Here is a 17485-nt window from a genome sequence, read left to right as displayed (position 1 = left end):
GGTCACCAGCCCGGCGGCAGGTGCCGGGGCTGGGCGACGGTCGGCCTGCGGGCGCGGATGGCGCCGGGCGGCCAGGCGAGTCCCGAATAAGGCACGGGGCCGCGGTCGAGCTGGGGGTTGTAGAAGGGGTCGCAGGCGAAGGCCTCCGGCCAGCGCGCGAAGAGCAGCCGCTCGGCCCGCTCGCGCAGCCGGCGTCGGGGCTCGCCCTCGGGCCGGACAGCGCTGCCCGCCCGCTCCAGACACGCGTCGGGCGTGACGACGAGCCGGCGGCCGAGGGCCCGCAGCTTCAGGCAGAAGTCGATGTCCCCGCCATCCTCGGGGAAGAGCTGCGGGTCGAAGCCGCCCGCCGCAAGGAACGCCGTTCGCGTCGTCAGGAGGCAGGCGCCGGACAGGGCCGAGACCTGGCGCGCGACCCGCAGGACATCGCCGTATCCGGCATCCTCCGCCCGGCGGTCGAGAAAGGCGCGGGCGTGGCGGCCGGCGGGACGCAGCACGAGGCCGGCCTGCGCGACGAGGCCGCCCGCGGAATGGATGGTCGGTCCGACCGCGCCTGTCAGCGGTTCGGCGAGGCGCCCGGTCAGCTCGTCGAGCCAGTCCGGCGCCAGCGGGCGCAGGCCGGGGTCGAGGAAGCAGAGCTGCGGCGTCTCGGCCCGCTCGGCCGCCCGCCCCAGGCGTGCGGCGCGGCTCTCGCGCGGCAGGGCTTCGAGGACGGGAACGCCGTCGAGCTCGAAGGCGCGGCGGCGCTCCTCGGACAGGGGCGCGGTGACGAGAAGGATGCCGGCGCCGGTGCGCATGCGCGTCGCCTCGAGAGCTTCGAGGCAGGGCCCGATCTCGGCCGGCCCGTCCGGGCCGCACGCGTCGACGACGATCGTCGTCGCCGGTCGCGCGGCCATGCGCCGGCGCATGCGAACGGCCGGCAGCACCGCCTCGGCTCGCAAGTCCACGTCGGCGCGGATGCCGCGTTCGGCGAAATGGGCGAGCGTCGCCGCCTGCAGCACCGGACCGAGCACGGCCGGATCGGGCGCGGCCAGGACGATGCCCGCGCCCGGCACATGCAGATGCGTGCCCCGGCCGGCGCCGTTCTCCAGCGGCGCGAGGAACAGCCGGAAGAGTTCGGTCACGCCCCGGCGGGCCGCCTTCAGCGCCGCGCCCCGGCGCATGGCGAAGGCGAGGGCCGCAGAGCCCTGTTCGAGGAAGCGCTCCTCGTCGAAGGCCGGGAGCATGAGAGGGTGCAGCGTGCCGTCCTCCATCCGCAGGAGGAGGTCGCCATAGGCGATGTCCGCCGCCGGGTCGTTCTCGAGAGCGGAGGCGAGACGGGCGAGCGCGCCCGGACGCAGCGCGGCGCCGGCGGCGAGGAAGACGACGACCGGGCTCGGCGCGCCGGCTCCTTCCAGGAACCGCACGAGATCGTTGGCGCCGAAGGAGGTCGGTCCGTCTTCGCTGGAGAGCGTGGCGCCGGTCCACGATCCGTCCGCCTTCAGCGCGGGGCCGGCGAGCGTCTCGCGCCCGCGCGTCTCCTCGCCGATCACTGCGAGCGCCACGGGCTTGCCGAGGCGCTGGGTGGCGGAGACGGGAAAGAAGCGCGCATCGAAGGAGGCGAAGCGCTCGAAGGGCACCGCGTCGGGGCAGGCGAGGTCGAAAAGCTGCCCGCGTGCCGCCTCGTCGCGAAGGTCGGCGCGCGAGAGGAGGTCGGCTTCCAGCGCATCGGCGAAGGCGACGAGCGCGACGGGACTTCCGGGCAGCTGCCGCCCGCAGTGACGCAGTTCGACGTGGCGCGCGCTTCCATCGGCGAGAAAGCGCGGCAGGGTGAGAAGGAAGGCCGGCTCGACGCGCGGCGCCGCTCCGTCGCCGATCTCGCGCCAGCGGTCGGCGCGGGCGAAGGCGACCCGTTCGCCGTCGACATAGGCCTCGACGAGCGGCGTCGCGCCGTCCGCCGGGCGCCTCACCCAGCCCCCGAGCCTCAGTCCGCCGAGCCATTCAACGCCACCGGCCGGCGAGGGAGACGGCTCGAACGGCGCATCCAGAAGGTCCACGCTCCGGCGCGGGCCGCCGGGCAGGTTTGCGATCTCGACGCTCGCCAGACGCGCGCCCGCCACGAGATCGGGATGCAGCGCGAAGCGGAACCCGTGGCACCCGTCGCCGGGACCCTGCTCGAAGAGCGAGTCGTCGAAGCGCTCGCAGCGCTCGAGCGCGACGGGCACGGCGTCGAGGAGGAGTTCGACGACGAGCCGACGCTCGGGTTCTGCGGGGTCGAAGGCGTGGCCCTCGAACGTCGCGTCCGCCGTGCGCGCGAGCCGAAGCTGCAGGCCGGAGAGGGCGGTCAGCGGCCGTGATTTCGTCTCCGGCGCGGCGCCGGCCTCACGCCGGCGGCGCTTGGATGCGATGAGCGAACCAATCGGCGATCGCGAAAGCGTTTCCTGCGTCACGGCAATGAGGATCCAGGTGAAGGGTCGAAGGGGATGGCGGGCAAGCCTTGCCGAAGGTCCAGTCGGCCACGGCGCGGGGCAGGCCGCTTCTGTCGGCGAGGCGTTCGAACTCGGCGAGGCAGGGCGAGGCGGGCGGCAGGGCGAGGGCGCGCAGGCCGAAGAGGCCGAGGATGGCGATCTCCTGCGCCCGCGCAATCGCGCCCGTCACCACCACATTGCCGAGTCCCGCCGACGCGACCGCGTCGCAGCTTTCGCCGAGGACGACGAGCCGGGCCTCGGGCAGGGCGCGGCGCAGGGCGCTCGCGAGATGGCGGACGAAGGCGTCGCCCTGCGGAGACGGGGTCGGGCAGACGATCCCGAGCGAGACGGGCGCGCCGGTCGCGGTGACGACCGGCGCGGCGTCGCGCTCGCCGCGCGCATCCACGATCTCGATCTCCGCCGCGAGCGTGGCGTCGCGCGCCAGTGTTTCGAGCGACTGGCCGTCGCAGACGAGAAGGCGCTGGAGCCGGAGCCCGAGAGCGGCCCGCCAGCGGGCCACCGGCGCGAGAAGGTCCGCATCGCCGATCGGCGGGGCCTCGCCGAGAACGAGACTGAGCGTCGCCGTGATCGTCGCGAGGGCGGCGGCGAGCGAGGCGGGCGGCAGGGCGCCGGCGACGATCTCGATCTCGTCCGGCGCCATCGAACGCAGCCGCTCGGCCAGCGCCGCGCCATGTTCGAGGTCGAGGACCAGCGATTGCGGGGCCAGGGCGCCCGGGCCGAGTAGCCGCGCCTCCGACCGGCCGCCGGCCGAGGACCAGGACAGCTGCGCCGCGTCGCCGCCAAGTTCCGCAAGCCGGAAGGCCAGGAGCGCGCTCTTGCGCGGGCCGACGAGAAGGCGCCCGCCGGTGCGCGGCGGCAGGACCGCCTCGATCGCCGCGCGGGCCTCGCGCAGCGGGTCGGCGGCGACATGGGCGGAGCAGTCGGCGAGCGTCTCGGGATGGCGCCGGCGCAGAAGGCGCAGGTTGCGCGAGACGAGGGCCGCCTTGTCCGCGCCGAAGGACAGCGAGCCATGATGGGCGACGAACACGCCGCCCGCGCAGACATTGCGATAGCCGACCTCGCGGGCCTTGAGGCAGAGTTCCATGTCCTCGAAATAGCCGCGCCCGAAGAGGCCCGGCATCTCGCCGACGGCGGCCCGGCAGTCGTGCCGGACGTAGAGGCAGAAGCCCGTGCCGGTCGGCAGATCGACGAGGCGGCCGGCATTCGCGCCGGCGGCCGCCGCATCGAGCGCGGCCGCCTCCTCGGGTGACGGGGCGGCGTTGGCGCGGCCGGGGACGGGAAAGCTCGTATATTCGCCGTTGTTCGAGAGCGGCGTCACGGTTCCGATCTCGGGAGCGGCGTAGGCCGCGTCCGCAAGCCGGTCGAGCCCATCCCGAGGCAGGAGCGCGTCGGCGTTGAGGAGGAGGATGTCGGCGCCGCCGGTTCCCTCCAGCCCGCGCCGCACCGCGCCGCCGAAGCCGAGATTATGCGCGTTGCGCCGCAGTTCCACGAGGCCCTGCGCGGCCCGATCGTCGAGATGGTCTCGCAGCGCCGCGTTCGGCGAGGCGTCGTCGACGACGATAAGGCGCGTGGCGGGACGCCCGCGTGTCTGCGCGATGGCCGCTTCCAGGCAGGCGCTCGTCGCCTCCAGATCGTCGAAGACCGGCACCACGACGACGAGGGGCGCCCGTTCCGGCACCTGCCCCGGCGCCTCGCCCTTGGCAGGGCCCGAGCCGCGACGGCTGCGGGCGACGAGCGGGCCCTGCGCGAGCACCTCCCCCGCGCCGCGGACCGCGAAGCCTCGCGCCTCCTGAAACGGCAGCACCGCTTCCACCATCGCGCCCCGGCCGTTCTCGGGCACGAAGTCGAGGTCCGCCTGTGCGGCGAGCGGCAGCGCAAGGCGACGGCTCGCACCCTCGATCTCCAGCGTGACGTCGCCCGCGCCATGCCAGGCCACCCAGCCGGAGAGGCGGTTGTCGACGAGATCGAGCCGCACGGCCGCGACGAGTCCGGCGCAGAAGAGATGCGTCAGCGCATCCTGCACCGCGTGGGGCGGGGCATGGGGCGCCAGGACCAGATGCCGGGCGGCGTCCAGGCGTTCGTCCGCCGTGCCGAGACGCAGGACCGTCGAGTTGACGACGGGGTCCAGAGGATCGGCCTCCCGGGCCGCCGCCAGGTCCTCCTGCCAGAAGGGCCAGCCGCAGAGGCGCCCGGCCAGCGCGCGCACCGCACGGTCCGCCGCCCCCGGCGGTTCGGGCAGGCGGCAGCGGCGGTCGGCGAGCTCGAAGGCCCGGCGCGGCTCGCCGGCCCGAAGAAGGCGCGTCGCGGCGACGGAGAGGGCGCCGGCCTGGCCGTCCCGTTCCTGTGCCGTGCCGAACCGTGCCTGCCTTGCGTCCATGATCCTGCCGAACGAGCGAACGGGCGGCCGTCTGGGACCTGCACCGCGATGGCGGAGTGTCCCGCAGCTTGCTGGCTTCGGACTGACTTCTCGGTCCGAGCCTCTTCATGCTTTGCTTGCCGTGATTTCGGATCGCGCTTGCCGCAACGGGCCGTTCGCCCGCATGCTCGCTCCCGCGGGCGTGCGCCCGGAGCGTCGAAGGGCAAAGCCATGGCTGCAGGCGAAGACGACGATCTCTCCGGCGACGACGCCGGCTCCGGCGGCGCGTCCGAGTCCAAGGACCGCGGCGGCAGTGGCGGCAGTGGCGGCGGCGGCGGTTCGGGCGCCGCCAGCGTCGTCATGACCGGCGGCATGACCTCGGCGAGCGCGATGAGCGGCATGTCGAGTTCGGCCGCGGCCGAAAGCGGCCCGAAGGCGACTTCCGGCAAGGCGGAGAACGGCGACGGCGCCGCGCAAGGCAGCGCGGAAGCGGCGGCCTCCGCCGGCGAAGGCGCGGCCCCGTCCGCAGCACCCGGCGGTGCCGCGCAGTCCGGTCCCGCCGGCGCCGCGAGCGCCGCTGGCGGCGCGGCGCAATCGGCGGCGGGCGCCGGCGCGGGCGGCGGCACGACGGGCGGCGGCCTCGCGGGCGCTTCGGTCTCGACCGCCGCGCGCGACGCGCCGGCGGGCGGCGCGCCGCGCGAAGGCGGCGGGCCCGCGGCGGGTGGTCCGGATTCCGGCCCCTCGTCCGGCGCGGCCCCCTCGGAGGCGCCGGCGCAAGGAAGCGCGAGCGGCGAGGGCGGCGCGAGCGGCACGGCCGAAGAAGGCGCCTCGGACGCTGCGGCCGGCGAGACAGGCGGGTCGAGCGCCGGCGGCGGTGGCAGCACGTCCACGGCAGGGTCGAGCGCCGCGGACGCGGCCAACAGCGCGACGGCGGAGAGCGCGGCCAAGACTTCCGGAGACGGGGGAGCCTCGTCGCAAGGCGCAAAGGTCGCATCCACGGCCACGGAAGCCGCCGCGACCGGCACGGGCGCCGGCACCGGCATCGGCGCGGCGGTGACGAACGCGACCGGCGGCGCCCAGCCGGCCGCTGCCATCGAACGCCCGTCCTTCGTCAATCCGATCTGCTTCATGCCCGGCACCGCGATCGCGACGCCCTCCGGCGCGACGGCGGTGGAGGATCTGAAGGCCGGCGACCTCGTTCTCACCGCCTCCGGGGAAACCCGGCCGGTGCGCTGGCTCGGCGTGCAGACGCTCGCCACCGGCTTCGCCGATCCGCTGCGCGCCTTTCCGATCCGCATCCGGGCCGGCGCGCTCCACGAGGGCGTGCCCTGCCGCGATCTGCGCGTCTCGCCGGACCACGCGCTTTTCGTCGGCGGCATCCTGGCCCATGCGAGCGCGCTGGTGAACGGCACGTCCATCACGCGCGAAACGCATGTGCCGGAAACGCTCGTCTACTATCACGTGGAGCTGTTCGACCACGCGCTCATCCTTGCGGAGAACGCGCCGGCCGAGACCTTCGTCGACAATCCCGAGCGGCTGGCCTTCGACAACTGGGCCGAACGCGAGGCCCTGGCCGAGGAGACGGCGGCAAGCGCCGAGATGGCGCTGCCGCGCGCCAAGTCGGCCCGGCAGGTGCCCGCCGCCTTGCGCCGGCGGATCGCCGAGCGCGCCGAACGGCTCGGCCTCGCGCCTCAGGCGCTGCGAGTCGCCTGAGCGGGCGACCGGGCGGGGCGTGCGCGCCCGAAGGCCGTGCGGCTCCAATGCCGCTCGGTCGCCTTGTAGGCCGCCTGACAGTGGATCGCGACATGCCGCAGGACGGCGTGGCGCTCCAGCACCAGCACATCCGCCAGGAGGTCCGGATCCTGCGCCATCAGGCCCGCGGCCGCGCGCGTCAGGAGGGCGGGGCCGGTGGCGAGCCAGAGAATGTCCGTGTCGCCCCGGTTCACCGCCGCGACGGCGAGGTCGAGCGCCCGCACGATCACCGGGTGGCGCGGCCGGGCGGCGATGAAATTGTTGCCGAGCGAGCCCAGATCCTCCTGGTAGACCACCAGCCCGTGGCCGCCCTGCAGGAGGGGCGCGAGGGCGCCGAGGCAGCGGTCGTCCGCATCGGCATAGAGGCCGCCCCTCTCGCGCAGAAGGGCGAGGCGGAAGAGATCGGCCTTCATCGCCGGCTCCTCGGCACGCGCGTAGGCCGCGGAGATCGCCGGTTCGCCGAGCGTATCGAGGAAGAGGCGGGCCTCCGCATCGTTCCAGAGCCGATGCGCGGCGCCCGGGATCGCCTGCCGCCAGCTTTCGATCAGGTCAAGGAGATCGGCGGGGGGCGGCGGCTCGTCCCAGTACTGGTGGATCGCGGGCGGGATCGGGGCGCCGGCGCGGGCGGCCGATGGACGGTCCGCCAGACGCCCGGCGATGCGATGCTCGATGAAGAAGCGGATCGCCGCCGCCGTGTTGTCGGGAAAGGCGCGCACGACCGCCGCGACCGCCGCCGGTCGCTCCGCGCGCGGGGCGTCCGCCACGCCACGGAGCGCTGCGAGAGCCTCCGCATCCAGGCGGAACTCGTCGAAGATCTGCCCGTAATGGCTTTGCGAGGGGTTGGCCGACTTGCCGCGCAGGCGGTTCGCACCCGCCTCCAGCCGCGCCAGATCCGCCAAGTGATGACCGGCGCGGTCGAGATCGAGATCGAGCAGGGCGGCGTGAACGAGGCGGTTGCGCACCCAGCCGTCGCCCGGCAGCGCCGCAAGGGCCGTCTCGCCGTGCAGCACGGCCGCCCCGAAATCCCAGCGCGCCGCGTGAAGAAGGCTGCGCGCGAAGGCGACGCGTGCGCGCTCGTGCGCCGTGCCCGCCGGAGCCTCATCGAGCGCGGCCGACGCCGCCTCGAAGTCGCCCGCGTCGATGGCGGCGGTGATGCCGGCGAACCAGAGTCCGAAATGGCGGGGATGGGCGATGCGGGCGGCGCGAAGCGCCTCGGCGGTCTGCGCGACATGGCCGCGCTGGCGCTGCAGCTCGACACGGGCCAGCGCGATGTCGGGCCGTTCGCCGAACCGCGCGAGCGCGCGCTCGAACGCCGCCGTCGCGGCCTCGGGCCGGCCGAGAACCGTCTCCAGCCGCGCGACGGCGAGGAGGCAGGAGAGCCGCGACGGGTCCGCGATCTCCGCGCGGCGGTAGAACGAGAGCGCCTCCTCCAGGTCGTCGCGAAGGATGGCGCGCCGGGCGAGGGCCTCCAGAAACGCCGGCGCTTCGGGGGCCCGTTCTCCGGCCTCGGCGAGAAGCGCGTCGGCGCGGGCCGCGGCGCCGGCGCGCAGCGCGTCCTCGGCCGATTCCACCAGCGCCTCGACCTCGTCCGGCCATCGGCGCGCGACCTGCTCGAACGCGTCTGCCGCCGCCGCCCAGTCGCCGCGCGCACGGTAGATCCGGGCAATCTCGATCATCGCCTGCGCACCGCGTGCCGGACCCTCGGCGATCTCGCGCAGGCGCGGCAAGGCGTCGTCGCAGCGCCCTTCGTCCTGCAGCGCGCGGGCGAGCTCGATCCGCGCGAAGGGCTCGTCCGGATCGAGCGCGTCGGCGCGTTCGAGGAGCGCCAGCCGTGCCGGGGCATCGCCCCGCAGCCGCGCCAGATGCGCCTTGCCGATCAGCGCCCAGGCGAAATCCGGCTTGCCGTCCAGCGCCCGGTCGTAGAGCGCTTCCGCCTCGTCGAGGGCGCCCCTGTCGCGCCGGTCGTCGGCGAGAAAGAGCAGCGCGCGCGGGTTTGCCGGGTCGATGGCCAGCGCCCGTTCGGCGAAGCCGCGCGCGGCCGCCGGCCCCTCCTGCCGGCGCAGGAGAAAGGCCAGCTCCACGAGGGCCGCAACGCCGGTTCTCGGCCCCTCGGCGAGTTCCTCCAGGAGGCGCCGCGCCCTCTCCATGCGGCCGAGCGCGGTCCATTCGGCGGCGATCTCGAGCCCCGCGCTCCCGCGGGCTTCGGGAAGCGTCTCGGCATGGCGCAGATGGGCGAGGGCGACCTCGCGAAGGCCGCGGACGCGCGCGATGCGCGCCAGGCCGAGATAGCAGCGCAGGATTGCCGGGTCGGCGACGAGCAGGCGGGCATAGGCGGTCTGCGCCTCCTCCAACCGGTCGAGCTTCAGGAGCGCCTCGGCATGGGCGAGGCGCAGCGAGCCGTCCCCGGGGGCGATCCGCAAGGCCTCGCGCAGACGCTCGCAGGCTCCCGCAGGGTCGCCGCGGCGCGCGAGCGCCTGCGCCTCGGCGCGCAGGCCCGGCACGAAATGCGGATGGGCCGCGCGCAGCGCCGCGAAGGCCGCCCGCGCCTCGTCGGGCCGGTCCACCGCATCCAGGGCGGTGGCGACGTCGAGCGAGAAATAGGGATCGGCCGGCAGAAGCCGGGCGGCGGACTGGAAGAAATGCAGCGCCTCCTGTACCCGCCCGCCGTCGCGCGCGATCTCGCCGAGGCTTCGCAGCATGTGAGGCAGCGGCGTGCCGCGCGCGAGATCCAGGAGCCCGCTCGCCGCCTCGTCGACCCGTCCGGCCGCCTTCAGGCAGGCGGCCGCGTCCTGCCGGTTCCACAGGTCGCGCGGATCGAGGCGGGCGGCCTCGGCGAAATGGGCGTGCGCGGCCTCCATCTGCCCGAGCCCCCGGCTGGCCAGCGCCAGCGTGCGGCGGGCCGGCGCGAAATCCGGCGCCTCGGCGGCCAGATCCTGCGCCCTGGCGCGCGCCTCCTCGAAGCGATGCAGGGCCAGGAGTTCGAGGGCGACATCGTTGCGCGTCCAGCGATCGGCCGGGTTCTGCCGGCTGGCCGCCTCGAAATGGGCGAGCGCAGCCTCGCGCCGGTTCGCGGCGCGGGCGGAGAGGCCCGCGCGTCGCTCCTCCTCGAAGGGCGTTGCCTGTCTGAGCTCCATGAAGGCGCGTCGTCCGATGGGTGTCCTCTCCCAACGTAGCGCCGGCAAGGCTGCGAAACCCTAAACGGAGAAGATCGTGTCCTTGAAGCGCAGATGCTCGACGCCGTCGATCGAGGCGCGATAGCCGTCGTCGAAGCTGACCAGCGTCGTGGCGCCGGAGACGGTGACATGGGCGTCGGCGAAGTTGCGGTCCTGGAAGACCAGCGTGTCGTCGCCCGCACCACCCGAGATCGTGTCGAGGCCGGTTCCGTAGCCGGCCAGCGTGAAGAAGTCCGATCCGTCGCCGCCCGAGACGCTGTCGGTGAGGCCGTAGGACAGGAAGCGGTCGTCGCCGGCTCCGCCCAGAAGATGCGAGCCGCTGGTATGCGAGCCGGTGATGAAGTCGTCGCCGGCGCCCCCGTCGATCGAGGCCAGGCCGTGCATGCCGTCATGCAGGGTGATCGTGTCGTTGCCCGCGCCCCCGAAGACCGTCGACCGGCTGCCGAAGACGTCGATGCGCGAGCCGATCGTGGCTTGCGAGCCGTCGATGAGCGCGTGGTCGCCATGCGCCGAGATCGTGTCGCCGAAGGTGAAGATCGTCGCGTGGTCGCCCGAGGCGTCGATCGAGGCGCCGCCGCCGTGGATCGTGTCGTAGGCTCCGGCGGAGAGGATCGTGTCGCCGCCGTCGCCGGCATGGATCTGCGTGTGGCCGTTCGCGCCGCCGACGAGCAGGCTGGTGCCCGTGTCGCCGGTGGCGCCCCACAGCGTGTCCATCCCGCTGCCGCCCACGAGCGTGTCGTGCCCGCCGCCGGAGAAGATCTGGTGGCTGCCCCCGTTCGTGCCGCCGAAGATGCTGTCGTCGCCGAGCCCGCCGTGGATCGTCGCGTTGCCCGCGCCGCCGACGATCGTGTTGCCGCCGAGGCTCGCGAACACCGTGTCGTCGCCGAGGCCCGCAAGCCGGACCTCGCCGCCGCCGGCCAGGATCACCGCCGTGTCGTGCCCGCCGTCGTCGACGACGATGGGGCCGGACGTGTGCCCGACCGCCGCGACGATCGCCTTGTCGCCGGCTTCCGCCAGGACCGAGCCGGCATCGAGCGACTGGACGGCGATGTCGGACGTGCCGCCGAGGCCGAGGCCGGACAGGATGGCGTTGATGTGGTCGGTCGCCTCCTGCGAGAGGGTCGAGAGGGCGGCGGTCTCGGCGCTGGTGTAGATCTCAGTCACGGCGCGCCTTCCGCCGGGCGAGCCCGGGCCTCAACGTGAAACGCCGGCGCAGGGGCGCCGGGCGGGATCGCGAGGGAAGGGAGCGGTCCGGGATCGCGGACCGCCGCGCGTTGCCGGTCATGCCGCCTCGTTCGCTCGCTCGAGTCGGCGGAAGACGCGAAGGCGGCTCGATGCCGGCGTCGCGACGGGCTCGCGCGGCGCGGCCTCGGCGGCCTCCGCCGTCACGAAATCGAGCTTCAGCCCTACGAGCGGGTCGAGCAGGGACGGGCCGGTGAGCTCGATCTCGCGACCGACGCGTGTCACGGTCGTGGCGCCAAGGAAGGCGGCTTCGGCCTTGAGGGCGAGCGAGGCCGCGGCCTCCGGCTTCAGCCGGATGCGCAGCCCGATCAGCGGCACCGCCTTGCCGCGCGAGCCGGCATAGGTGCCGGCCGGAAACCAGCTGGTCCAGCCGCCGGTGCGCCCGCCGGTCGCCACCTGGTATTCCAGCGGCAAGTCCTCCGTCGTGCCGCGCAGTTCGAGCCCCTCGATGCGGCCGGGCATCTGGGGGCCGCACACCCAGTCGCCGCGGCCGGCCGTGAGGTCGCCGCGCAGCGAGACGTGGGCGCTGACGAGGAATTCCGCGCCACCTAGGGGGAGCGGCTCGCGCGCCCGGGCGGCGGGCATGGCATAGGCCGGACGCGGGGCCTCCACGCGCTTCAGTTCGATCTCGGCCGAGAGGGGCGCGCCGGGTCGGCGGGCGCGCAACGTGAGTTCGATCGTGCCGGCCTCCTGCGCCACGACGACGAGCCCGGCGCCGGGTTCGGCGAGGACGCCGAACGCGTCGCCCGGCGCCGACACGAGGAGAACGCCCTCCGAGGCGCCGGTGACGGCCGCGATGGGGGCGAGGCCGGCGAGGAAGGCGGGATCCGCGCTCCACCGATAGGTCAGCATGTGCAGGCCGCGTTCGACCGACAGGACTGCCTTGCGCTCGCCTTCCACCACGATCGATCCCTTTCGCTTCGTCACGCCGCGATCATCACGCTCGAGAAGCGAAAATGAAGTTTATGGCGGTTGAAAACGCAGCAAAACGGGCGGCATTTTTATGCACGCTGAATCGCTCTTTAAGCGGTTGCTGCAAGTTGGAGGCTTTCTTGACGGTTAGGATTTCACGAACCGTTCGAGATCGAAGACCATCGCGATGGTAAACGCGTCGCTTACTTGAAGGCGCGGTTTCGATCCGACCCGAGGCTCGACCGGATCGCGGACTGTTCCGGCAACACGGACGCGAGCGCGCCGCTTCGGCAGGGACTCGGATCGGACAAGCAACCTTGTCGCGAACCTTACGGTCAAGGCGAAGTGTTGGGCGTCTATACCAAACCGTAACGATCGAAGGCTAGTTTTGAGGAAACGCCTGTCTAGGGATGTCTGTGCATGATCAGGGGAAGTATCGAGCTCGTCACGAATGACGGCATCCAGGGTTGGATCTTTTCCGAGGACGGAAGGATCAAGGAGCGTACGTTGCTCGCCTTCTACGGCGAGCATTGCGTCGGGGCAGGGCGGGTCAACACCTTCCGCGCCGACCTCGCCGACGCCGGAATGGGCGACGGGCATCTCGGCTTCGCCTTTCCCATCTCCGTGCCGGTGAGCGACGTCGGTTCGGTCGTCGTCAAGCTGGAAGGGTCCGACGCCGTGCTCCTGCAGAACGGCGCGATGATCACCACCGCCGGCGCCCCCAGCCGCGACCTCAGCCGGTCCGACGTGCGCGAACGGCTCGCCTCGCTGAAATGGGCCCTCAAGCACGGCCGCATCGCGCAGGGCGATTTCGACTTCCTGCGCATCCTCTGGTCTTCGGGCGTCTACGAGCGCGGCCTCGTGCGGCGCAACGCGGCCGACGACGGCGCGCTGGTGGAGAAGCCGCAGGGCGTCGCCGCCGCGCTTCTCGAGGCCTATCTGCAGACGGATGTCGAGGTCGGCGTCGAGCGCGTTCGCAACGCCGCCGAGTTCGCCGCCGAGATGGCGCGCCTGTCCTGCGACCACGGCTCGGCACCGATCGTGGCGCTCCACACCGACCGCCGGGCGATCCTGCGCGTCGTGGAGGGCTCTCACATCGGCGCCGGCGGTCCCGACGGCGAGGCGCGGCCGACCCATTTCGTCGACTACGCCCTGTCGCCCGAGAGCCTCGTCGTCCTCGACGTGCGCACCACGGCCGAACTCCTGATGCCCGAGGGCGCCGTGCTCGACGTCATCTCCGCGGCGCCGAGCCTGGCCTGACAGGCCGGCGCGCCTGATCCTGCGGCCGCGCGGCCGGTTCGCCTTCCGGCGGGTCCTCGCGCGCGGCAGGGCCTGTCCCTCTCTCCCATTCGGCCGCGCTCCCTGGCATGCTGCAGTTCGTCGCCCCCCTCGACTACGCCTCGCCGGACCTGACGGACAGCCCGTCCGGTCGCTGGCGCGGCGCGGTCGAACGGTTCGAGCCGCTCGTCGGCATCGAGGGCTGGGCGCTGGCGATCGACGCGCCGGACGAGCCGGTGGAACTGGAACTGACGGTCGGCGGCGAAGCCTTCGCGCTCGGCGTCACCTTCGAGCCGCGGCCCGAGATCGCCCGCACGCTCGGCACCGAGACGGCCTGCGGCTTCCGCTTCGGTCCGGAGATCTATCCGCGCCTCGCCCGCCTCGCGCCCCATCGCCGCGACCTGCCGGTCGGCGTCAGCATCGCCGGCACCGACACGGCGCTTCGTTCCGCGCGCGGAAGGGCGCCGAGCGTCGGCGCCCTGGTGGACGAATGGCGCAGCGCCGTCCTCGGCGCCATGGCGCCCGCCGAGCGTCGGCTCGGCAAGGGCGATCGCCTTCTGGCCCGCCTCTCCGCCCTTCGCATGCAGGCCGAGCCGCTGCGCGAGCGGCCCTTGCGCCCCCTTTCGGACCACGATGTCGGCCAGATCGACGCGGTCTTTCCGGCGTCCGACGGGCAGGTCTGGCTCGTCGGCTCGATGAAGCGCGGCATCGAGCCCGAGTTCCCCGCCATCGTCCTTGATCGCCAGAAGTTCCCCTCCGGCATGGCCGTCCTGCCCTACGAGCGCCAGGACCTGCCGACGAGCGCGGTCGGCTTCGTCGGCGTGATGGACACGGGCTGGGTGCCGCCCCCGGCGATGAAGGACGGGTTCGTCTATGTCGGCCGCCAGGGCCAGTTCTATCTGCGCTACGGCGCCCATACCCGTGTCCTGCGGGCGGACGCCTTTCTCGCCGCCTTCACGCAGGCCCAGACCGTCGCTCCCGGCGGACTGGGCGACGCGATGGCCGCGATCCTGCATTCGGGATCGAACTGGCTGCCCGGCAACGCCGCCGCGACCGGCCTTGCGGTCGAGGGCGGCATCGATCGTCTCCTGATGATGCCGGGCTTCGGTTGCCTCGCCGAGGGCTGGGCGGTGAGCCCGGCCAAGCGCATCGAGACCTTTCACATGCGCATCGGCGACTGCGTGCTGCTCGCCGATGAGAGCGCCACCAGCTTCCGGCCGCGCGCCGACCTGCAGCCCGTGTTCGGCGCCGGCTCCGTTACGGCCCGCGCCGGATTCTCCACGGTCCTGCGCGGAGCGCTGCCGTCGGACGCGGGCGGCACGCCGCTCCTGCGCATCGTCCACGACGACGGCACGATGGCGGTACAGCGCGTCGAGCCCAAGCTCCTGCGCCGCCTCGACATCGTCGGCGACGGCGAGGAGGTGCTGCGCCTCTTCCCGTCCTTGCGCTGCGAGCCCTTCTATCCCGACTTCCTGCGCACCGTGCGGCGGACCCTGCGCGAGCGGACCCGCGAGCCGGCGGCGCTCGCGCTGGCGCCCGCGTCGCGCGTGGTCATCCTGCGGCTTCCCGGCGAGGTCGCAAATCTCAACCTCACCTTCGCGCGGCTGGCCCGCCAGGCCGCGACGCTGGAACCGGGGATCGGTCTCGCCGTCGTCATGGACCAGGGCCGTGCGCGCGCCGAGGCCATGCTGCGCTTCGAGGAGCTTTGGGCCGCCGGCGGCTCGCGTCCGTTATCGCTCTTCAGCGTGTCGCACGAGGACGATATCCTCGCGGAACTGCCCTGGATCCTCGGGAGTCTGGGCGCCGAACGCTTCGTGAGCGTCGGTCGCGGCCTCGTCCTGACGCCCGAAGGCTGGGGCCATGCCGCGCAGAGCCTGAAACGGCTCGGCCACGCGATCGACCGGTTCGAGATCGTCGACGACGCCGGGAACCCGGACCGGGTCGAGGGCGCGCTCTCGGCGGCCTGTTTCGGCTGGTCCGCGCCCGCCCTCCTCGAATGGAGCCTGTCGGCGCCGCGCTTCCTGCGCGGGGTCTTCCGCGACAGCGGTCTTCCCGTCTCGTCCCGCCGCGACCGCGCGATGCCGGGCGCGGCCATGCGCGTGGAGCGGATCCGCGCCTCGCGCCTCGCCGACATGGTGGACGAGGATCTCCTGTCGCTCGGAGGGCTGCGCCATGACGCTTGATCCCGGGTACCGCTTTCCTGCCGGCGAGGGCCTTCTGCCCGAGAGGATCGCGATCGTCTCGCACAGCCATCCCTCGATCTCGAAGGGCGGCGCGGAGATCGCCGCCTACGCGCTTTATCGCGGCCTGCGCGAGATCGGCATCGACGCGATCTTCGTGGGCGCCTGCAGCATGAACGACCGGCACCGGCTGGCGCTCGGCAGCGCGCACGAGTTCGCCGTCTTCTTCGAGCCCGAGCGCTACGACCACTTCTTCCATCTCGCGCCGCGCGCCGTGGCCGAACAGCTCCTGTCGATCCTGCGCGCGCAGCGGATCGGCCTCGTCAACTTCCACCATTTCTTCAACCTCGGGCTCGACGCCCTGCGCGCCGTGCAGGACGAGCCGGGGATGCGCTCGTTCCTGACGATCCACGAATTCCTCGGCATCTGCCAGAATCACGGGCAGATGATCACGCGGCAGACGCAGAGCCTGTGCGAGCGGGCGACCAACGAGAACTGCGTCTCCTGCTTTCCCGAGCACCTGCGCAGCCAGTTCACCATCCGCAAGGAGACGATGCTCGACGCTTTCGGCGCCTTCGACGGTTTCGTCTCGCCGAGCCGCTTCCTCGCCGAGCGCTTCCTCGAATGGGGCCTGCCGACCGAGCGAATGACCGTGATCGAGAACGGGCTCCTCTCCATGCCCGCCCATCCGCGCGCGGGGCGCTCGGGCGAGGCGTGGACCTTCGGTTTCTTCGGCCAGATCAACCCGTTCAAGGGCGTCGACGTCCTTCTGGACGTCGCCGACCTCATCGCCAAGGACCCCGAGCTCGCGCGCCGCATCCGCCTTCGCATCCACGGCAACCTCATCGGCCAGACGGAGGGCTTCAACAAGCGCTTCGAGGAGGCGCAGAAGGCCCATCCCTTCCTGACCTATGCGGGGCCCTATGCCAACGCGGCGGTGCACCGGCTGATGGGCGAATGCGACTATGTCGTCATTCCCTCCAAGTGGTGGGAGAACTCGCCCGTCGTCATCCAGGAGGCCTATTCGATCGGGGCGCCGATCCTGTGCACGGGCATCGGGGGCATGGCGGAGAAGGTGCCGGACGGCATTTCCGGCCTGCACTTCCGGCTCGGAGACGCGGCCGATCTCCTGCGCGCCATGCGCCTCGCCACCGACCCGCGCAATGCGGCCAAGCTGCGCGCCGGCATTCCGGCCGTGACCAATGCCGGGGACATGGCAGGGCGCTACGTCGCCTTCTTCGCCCTCGCCATCGCCGGGGCCGAGCAAAGGGAAGCGCGCGGCGCGATGGTGGCGGCGTGATCCGCGGCCATATCGACTTCGTCTCGCGCGGGCGCGTCGAAGGCTGGATCCATTCGGAGAAGGTGCGCCTCACCGGCCAGACGGTGCTCGCCTTCGTGGACGAGACCTGCGTCGGCGGCGGCCCGGTCGAGATCTTCCGGCAGGATCTCCTCGACGCCGGGCTCGGCGACGGCGTCGTCGGCTTCGCCTTTCCCGTGATGCTGGAGCCCTGGCACGACCCGCGCACGCTCGACATTCGGCTCGACGGCGGCTCCATGCAGATCAAGCAGGCGGGCGCCTGTCTCGTCGCGCGCGACAGCGTCGGCGAGGATCGCAAGCGCCAGGGCCGCGACGCGGCCTCGCTCTCCTGGATGCTCGCGCGCGGCTGGCTGACGCAGAGCCAGTACGAGGCGCTGCGCATCCTTTCCGAGTTCGGGGTCCACGCGCAGGCCCTGCGCCGCGACGCGGCGCGCCGCAGCCCCGACGAGATGGCCGAGGACGTCGCGCTCGTGGCGGGCGAGGAATGCGAGCTTCACATGGTCCAGCCGATCGCCATCGAGATCCGCGACCGCGTCGCGCCCGCCGACCTGCCGGCGATCCGCCGCGAACTGCGCGTCGCCTTTCCCTTCGTGCCGCCCGTGATCGGCCTCTGGTCCCCGCGCCGGCTGCATCTGGGCGTCGAGGAGGGCTCGCATCGCGACGGCGCGCAGAGCCTTGCCGGCGGCGCGGTGGAATACACGTTCGGCGACCGCCACCTCCTCATGCTCGATCTCGACACGCGGCACGGCTTCCCGCCCGGCGAGGCGCCGCGCTTCACGGCCTTCGTCCCCAGCCCGCCGCAGGCTTGA

The 17485-nt window shown here is 73.1% G+C and carries 10 protein-coding genes; 5 read left to right on the top strand and 5 right to left on the bottom strand.

Annotated elements, in window-relative coordinates; translation table 11 throughout:
* Positions 1–2: 2 nt before the first annotated feature.
* On the bottom strand, positions 3–2426 hold the full coding sequence (locus ASG48_RS16365) for a hypothetical protein (RefSeq protein ID WP_055852299.1): 2424 nt from the start codon (positions 2424–2426) through the stop codon (positions 3–5).
* Complete coding sequence (locus ASG48_RS16360; protein ID WP_055852293.1) at positions 2359–4842, bottom strand: glycosyltransferase; 2484 nt, start codon at positions 4840–4842, stop codon at positions 2359–2361. Before ASG48_RS16360 ends, ASG48_RS16365 begins: the two co-directional genes overlap by 68 nt.
* 210 nt (positions 4843–5052) lie before the next feature.
* On the opposite strand from ASG48_RS16360, the gene ASG48_RS18870 reads away from it, so the two are divergent.
* Positions 5053–6534: a Hint domain-containing protein gene (locus ASG48_RS18870; protein WP_055852290.1), complete on the top strand. Its 1482-nt coding sequence runs from the start codon at positions 5053–5055 to the stop codon at positions 6532–6534.
* On the opposite strand, the gene ASG48_RS16350 is transcribed toward ASG48_RS18870, so the two are convergent.
* From ASG48_RS16350 to ASG48_RS16340, 3 genes are all read right to left on the bottom strand, one after another.
* Complete coding sequence (locus tag ASG48_RS16350) at positions 6513–9707, bottom strand: tetratricopeptide repeat protein (protein ID WP_055852289.1); 3195 nt, start codon at positions 9705–9707, stop codon at positions 6513–6515. The two genes, ASG48_RS18870 and ASG48_RS16350, sit on opposite strands and share 22 nt — an antisense overlap.
* 60 nt (positions 9708–9767) lie before the next feature.
* Positions 9768–10910: a calcium-binding protein gene (locus ASG48_RS16345; RefSeq protein WP_055852285.1), complete on the bottom strand. Its 1143-nt coding sequence runs from the start codon at positions 10908–10910 to the stop codon at positions 9768–9770.
* Positions 10911–11027: 117 nt separating this feature from the next.
* On the bottom strand, positions 11028–11915 hold the full coding sequence (locus tag ASG48_RS16340; protein ID WP_156381651.1) for a hypothetical protein: 888 nt from the start codon (positions 11913–11915) through the stop codon (positions 11028–11030).
* Positions 11916–12320: 405 nt separating this feature from the next.
* Here ASG48_RS16340 and ASG48_RS16335 point away from each other — a divergent pair, with 405 nt between their 5' ends.
* The 4 genes from ASG48_RS16335 to ASG48_RS18485 all read left to right on the top strand — a co-directional run bounded on the left by ASG48_RS16335 (position 12321) and on the right by ASG48_RS18485 (position 17485).
* On the top strand, positions 12321–13160 hold the full coding sequence (locus ASG48_RS16335; RefSeq protein ID WP_156381650.1) for a hypothetical protein: 840 nt from the start codon (positions 12321–12323) through the stop codon (positions 13158–13160).
* A 107-nt stretch (positions 13161–13267) separates the two neighbouring features.
* Entirely contained in the window at positions 13268–15361 is a 2094-nt protein-coding gene (locus ASG48_RS16330; protein ID WP_055852281.1) for a hypothetical protein, read from the top strand.
* Entirely contained in the window at positions 15351–16658 is a 1308-nt protein-coding gene (locus tag ASG48_RS16325; RefSeq protein ID WP_055852278.1) for a glycosyltransferase, read from the top strand. The genes ASG48_RS16330 and ASG48_RS16325 overlap by 11 nt, the downstream gene beginning before the upstream one ends.
* Entirely contained in the window at positions 16655–17485 is an 831-nt protein-coding gene (locus ASG48_RS18485; RefSeq protein ID WP_055852275.1) for a hypothetical protein, read from the top strand. The genes ASG48_RS16325 and ASG48_RS18485 overlap by 4 nt, the downstream gene beginning before the upstream one ends.

The organism is Aurantimonas sp. Leaf443, from assembly GCF_001425575.1.
In the GTDB taxonomy this organism is placed as follows: Bacteria; Pseudomonadota; Alphaproteobacteria; order Rhizobiales; family Rhizobiaceae; genus Leaf443.
This window is presented reverse-complemented; position numbering and strand designations above follow the sequence as displayed.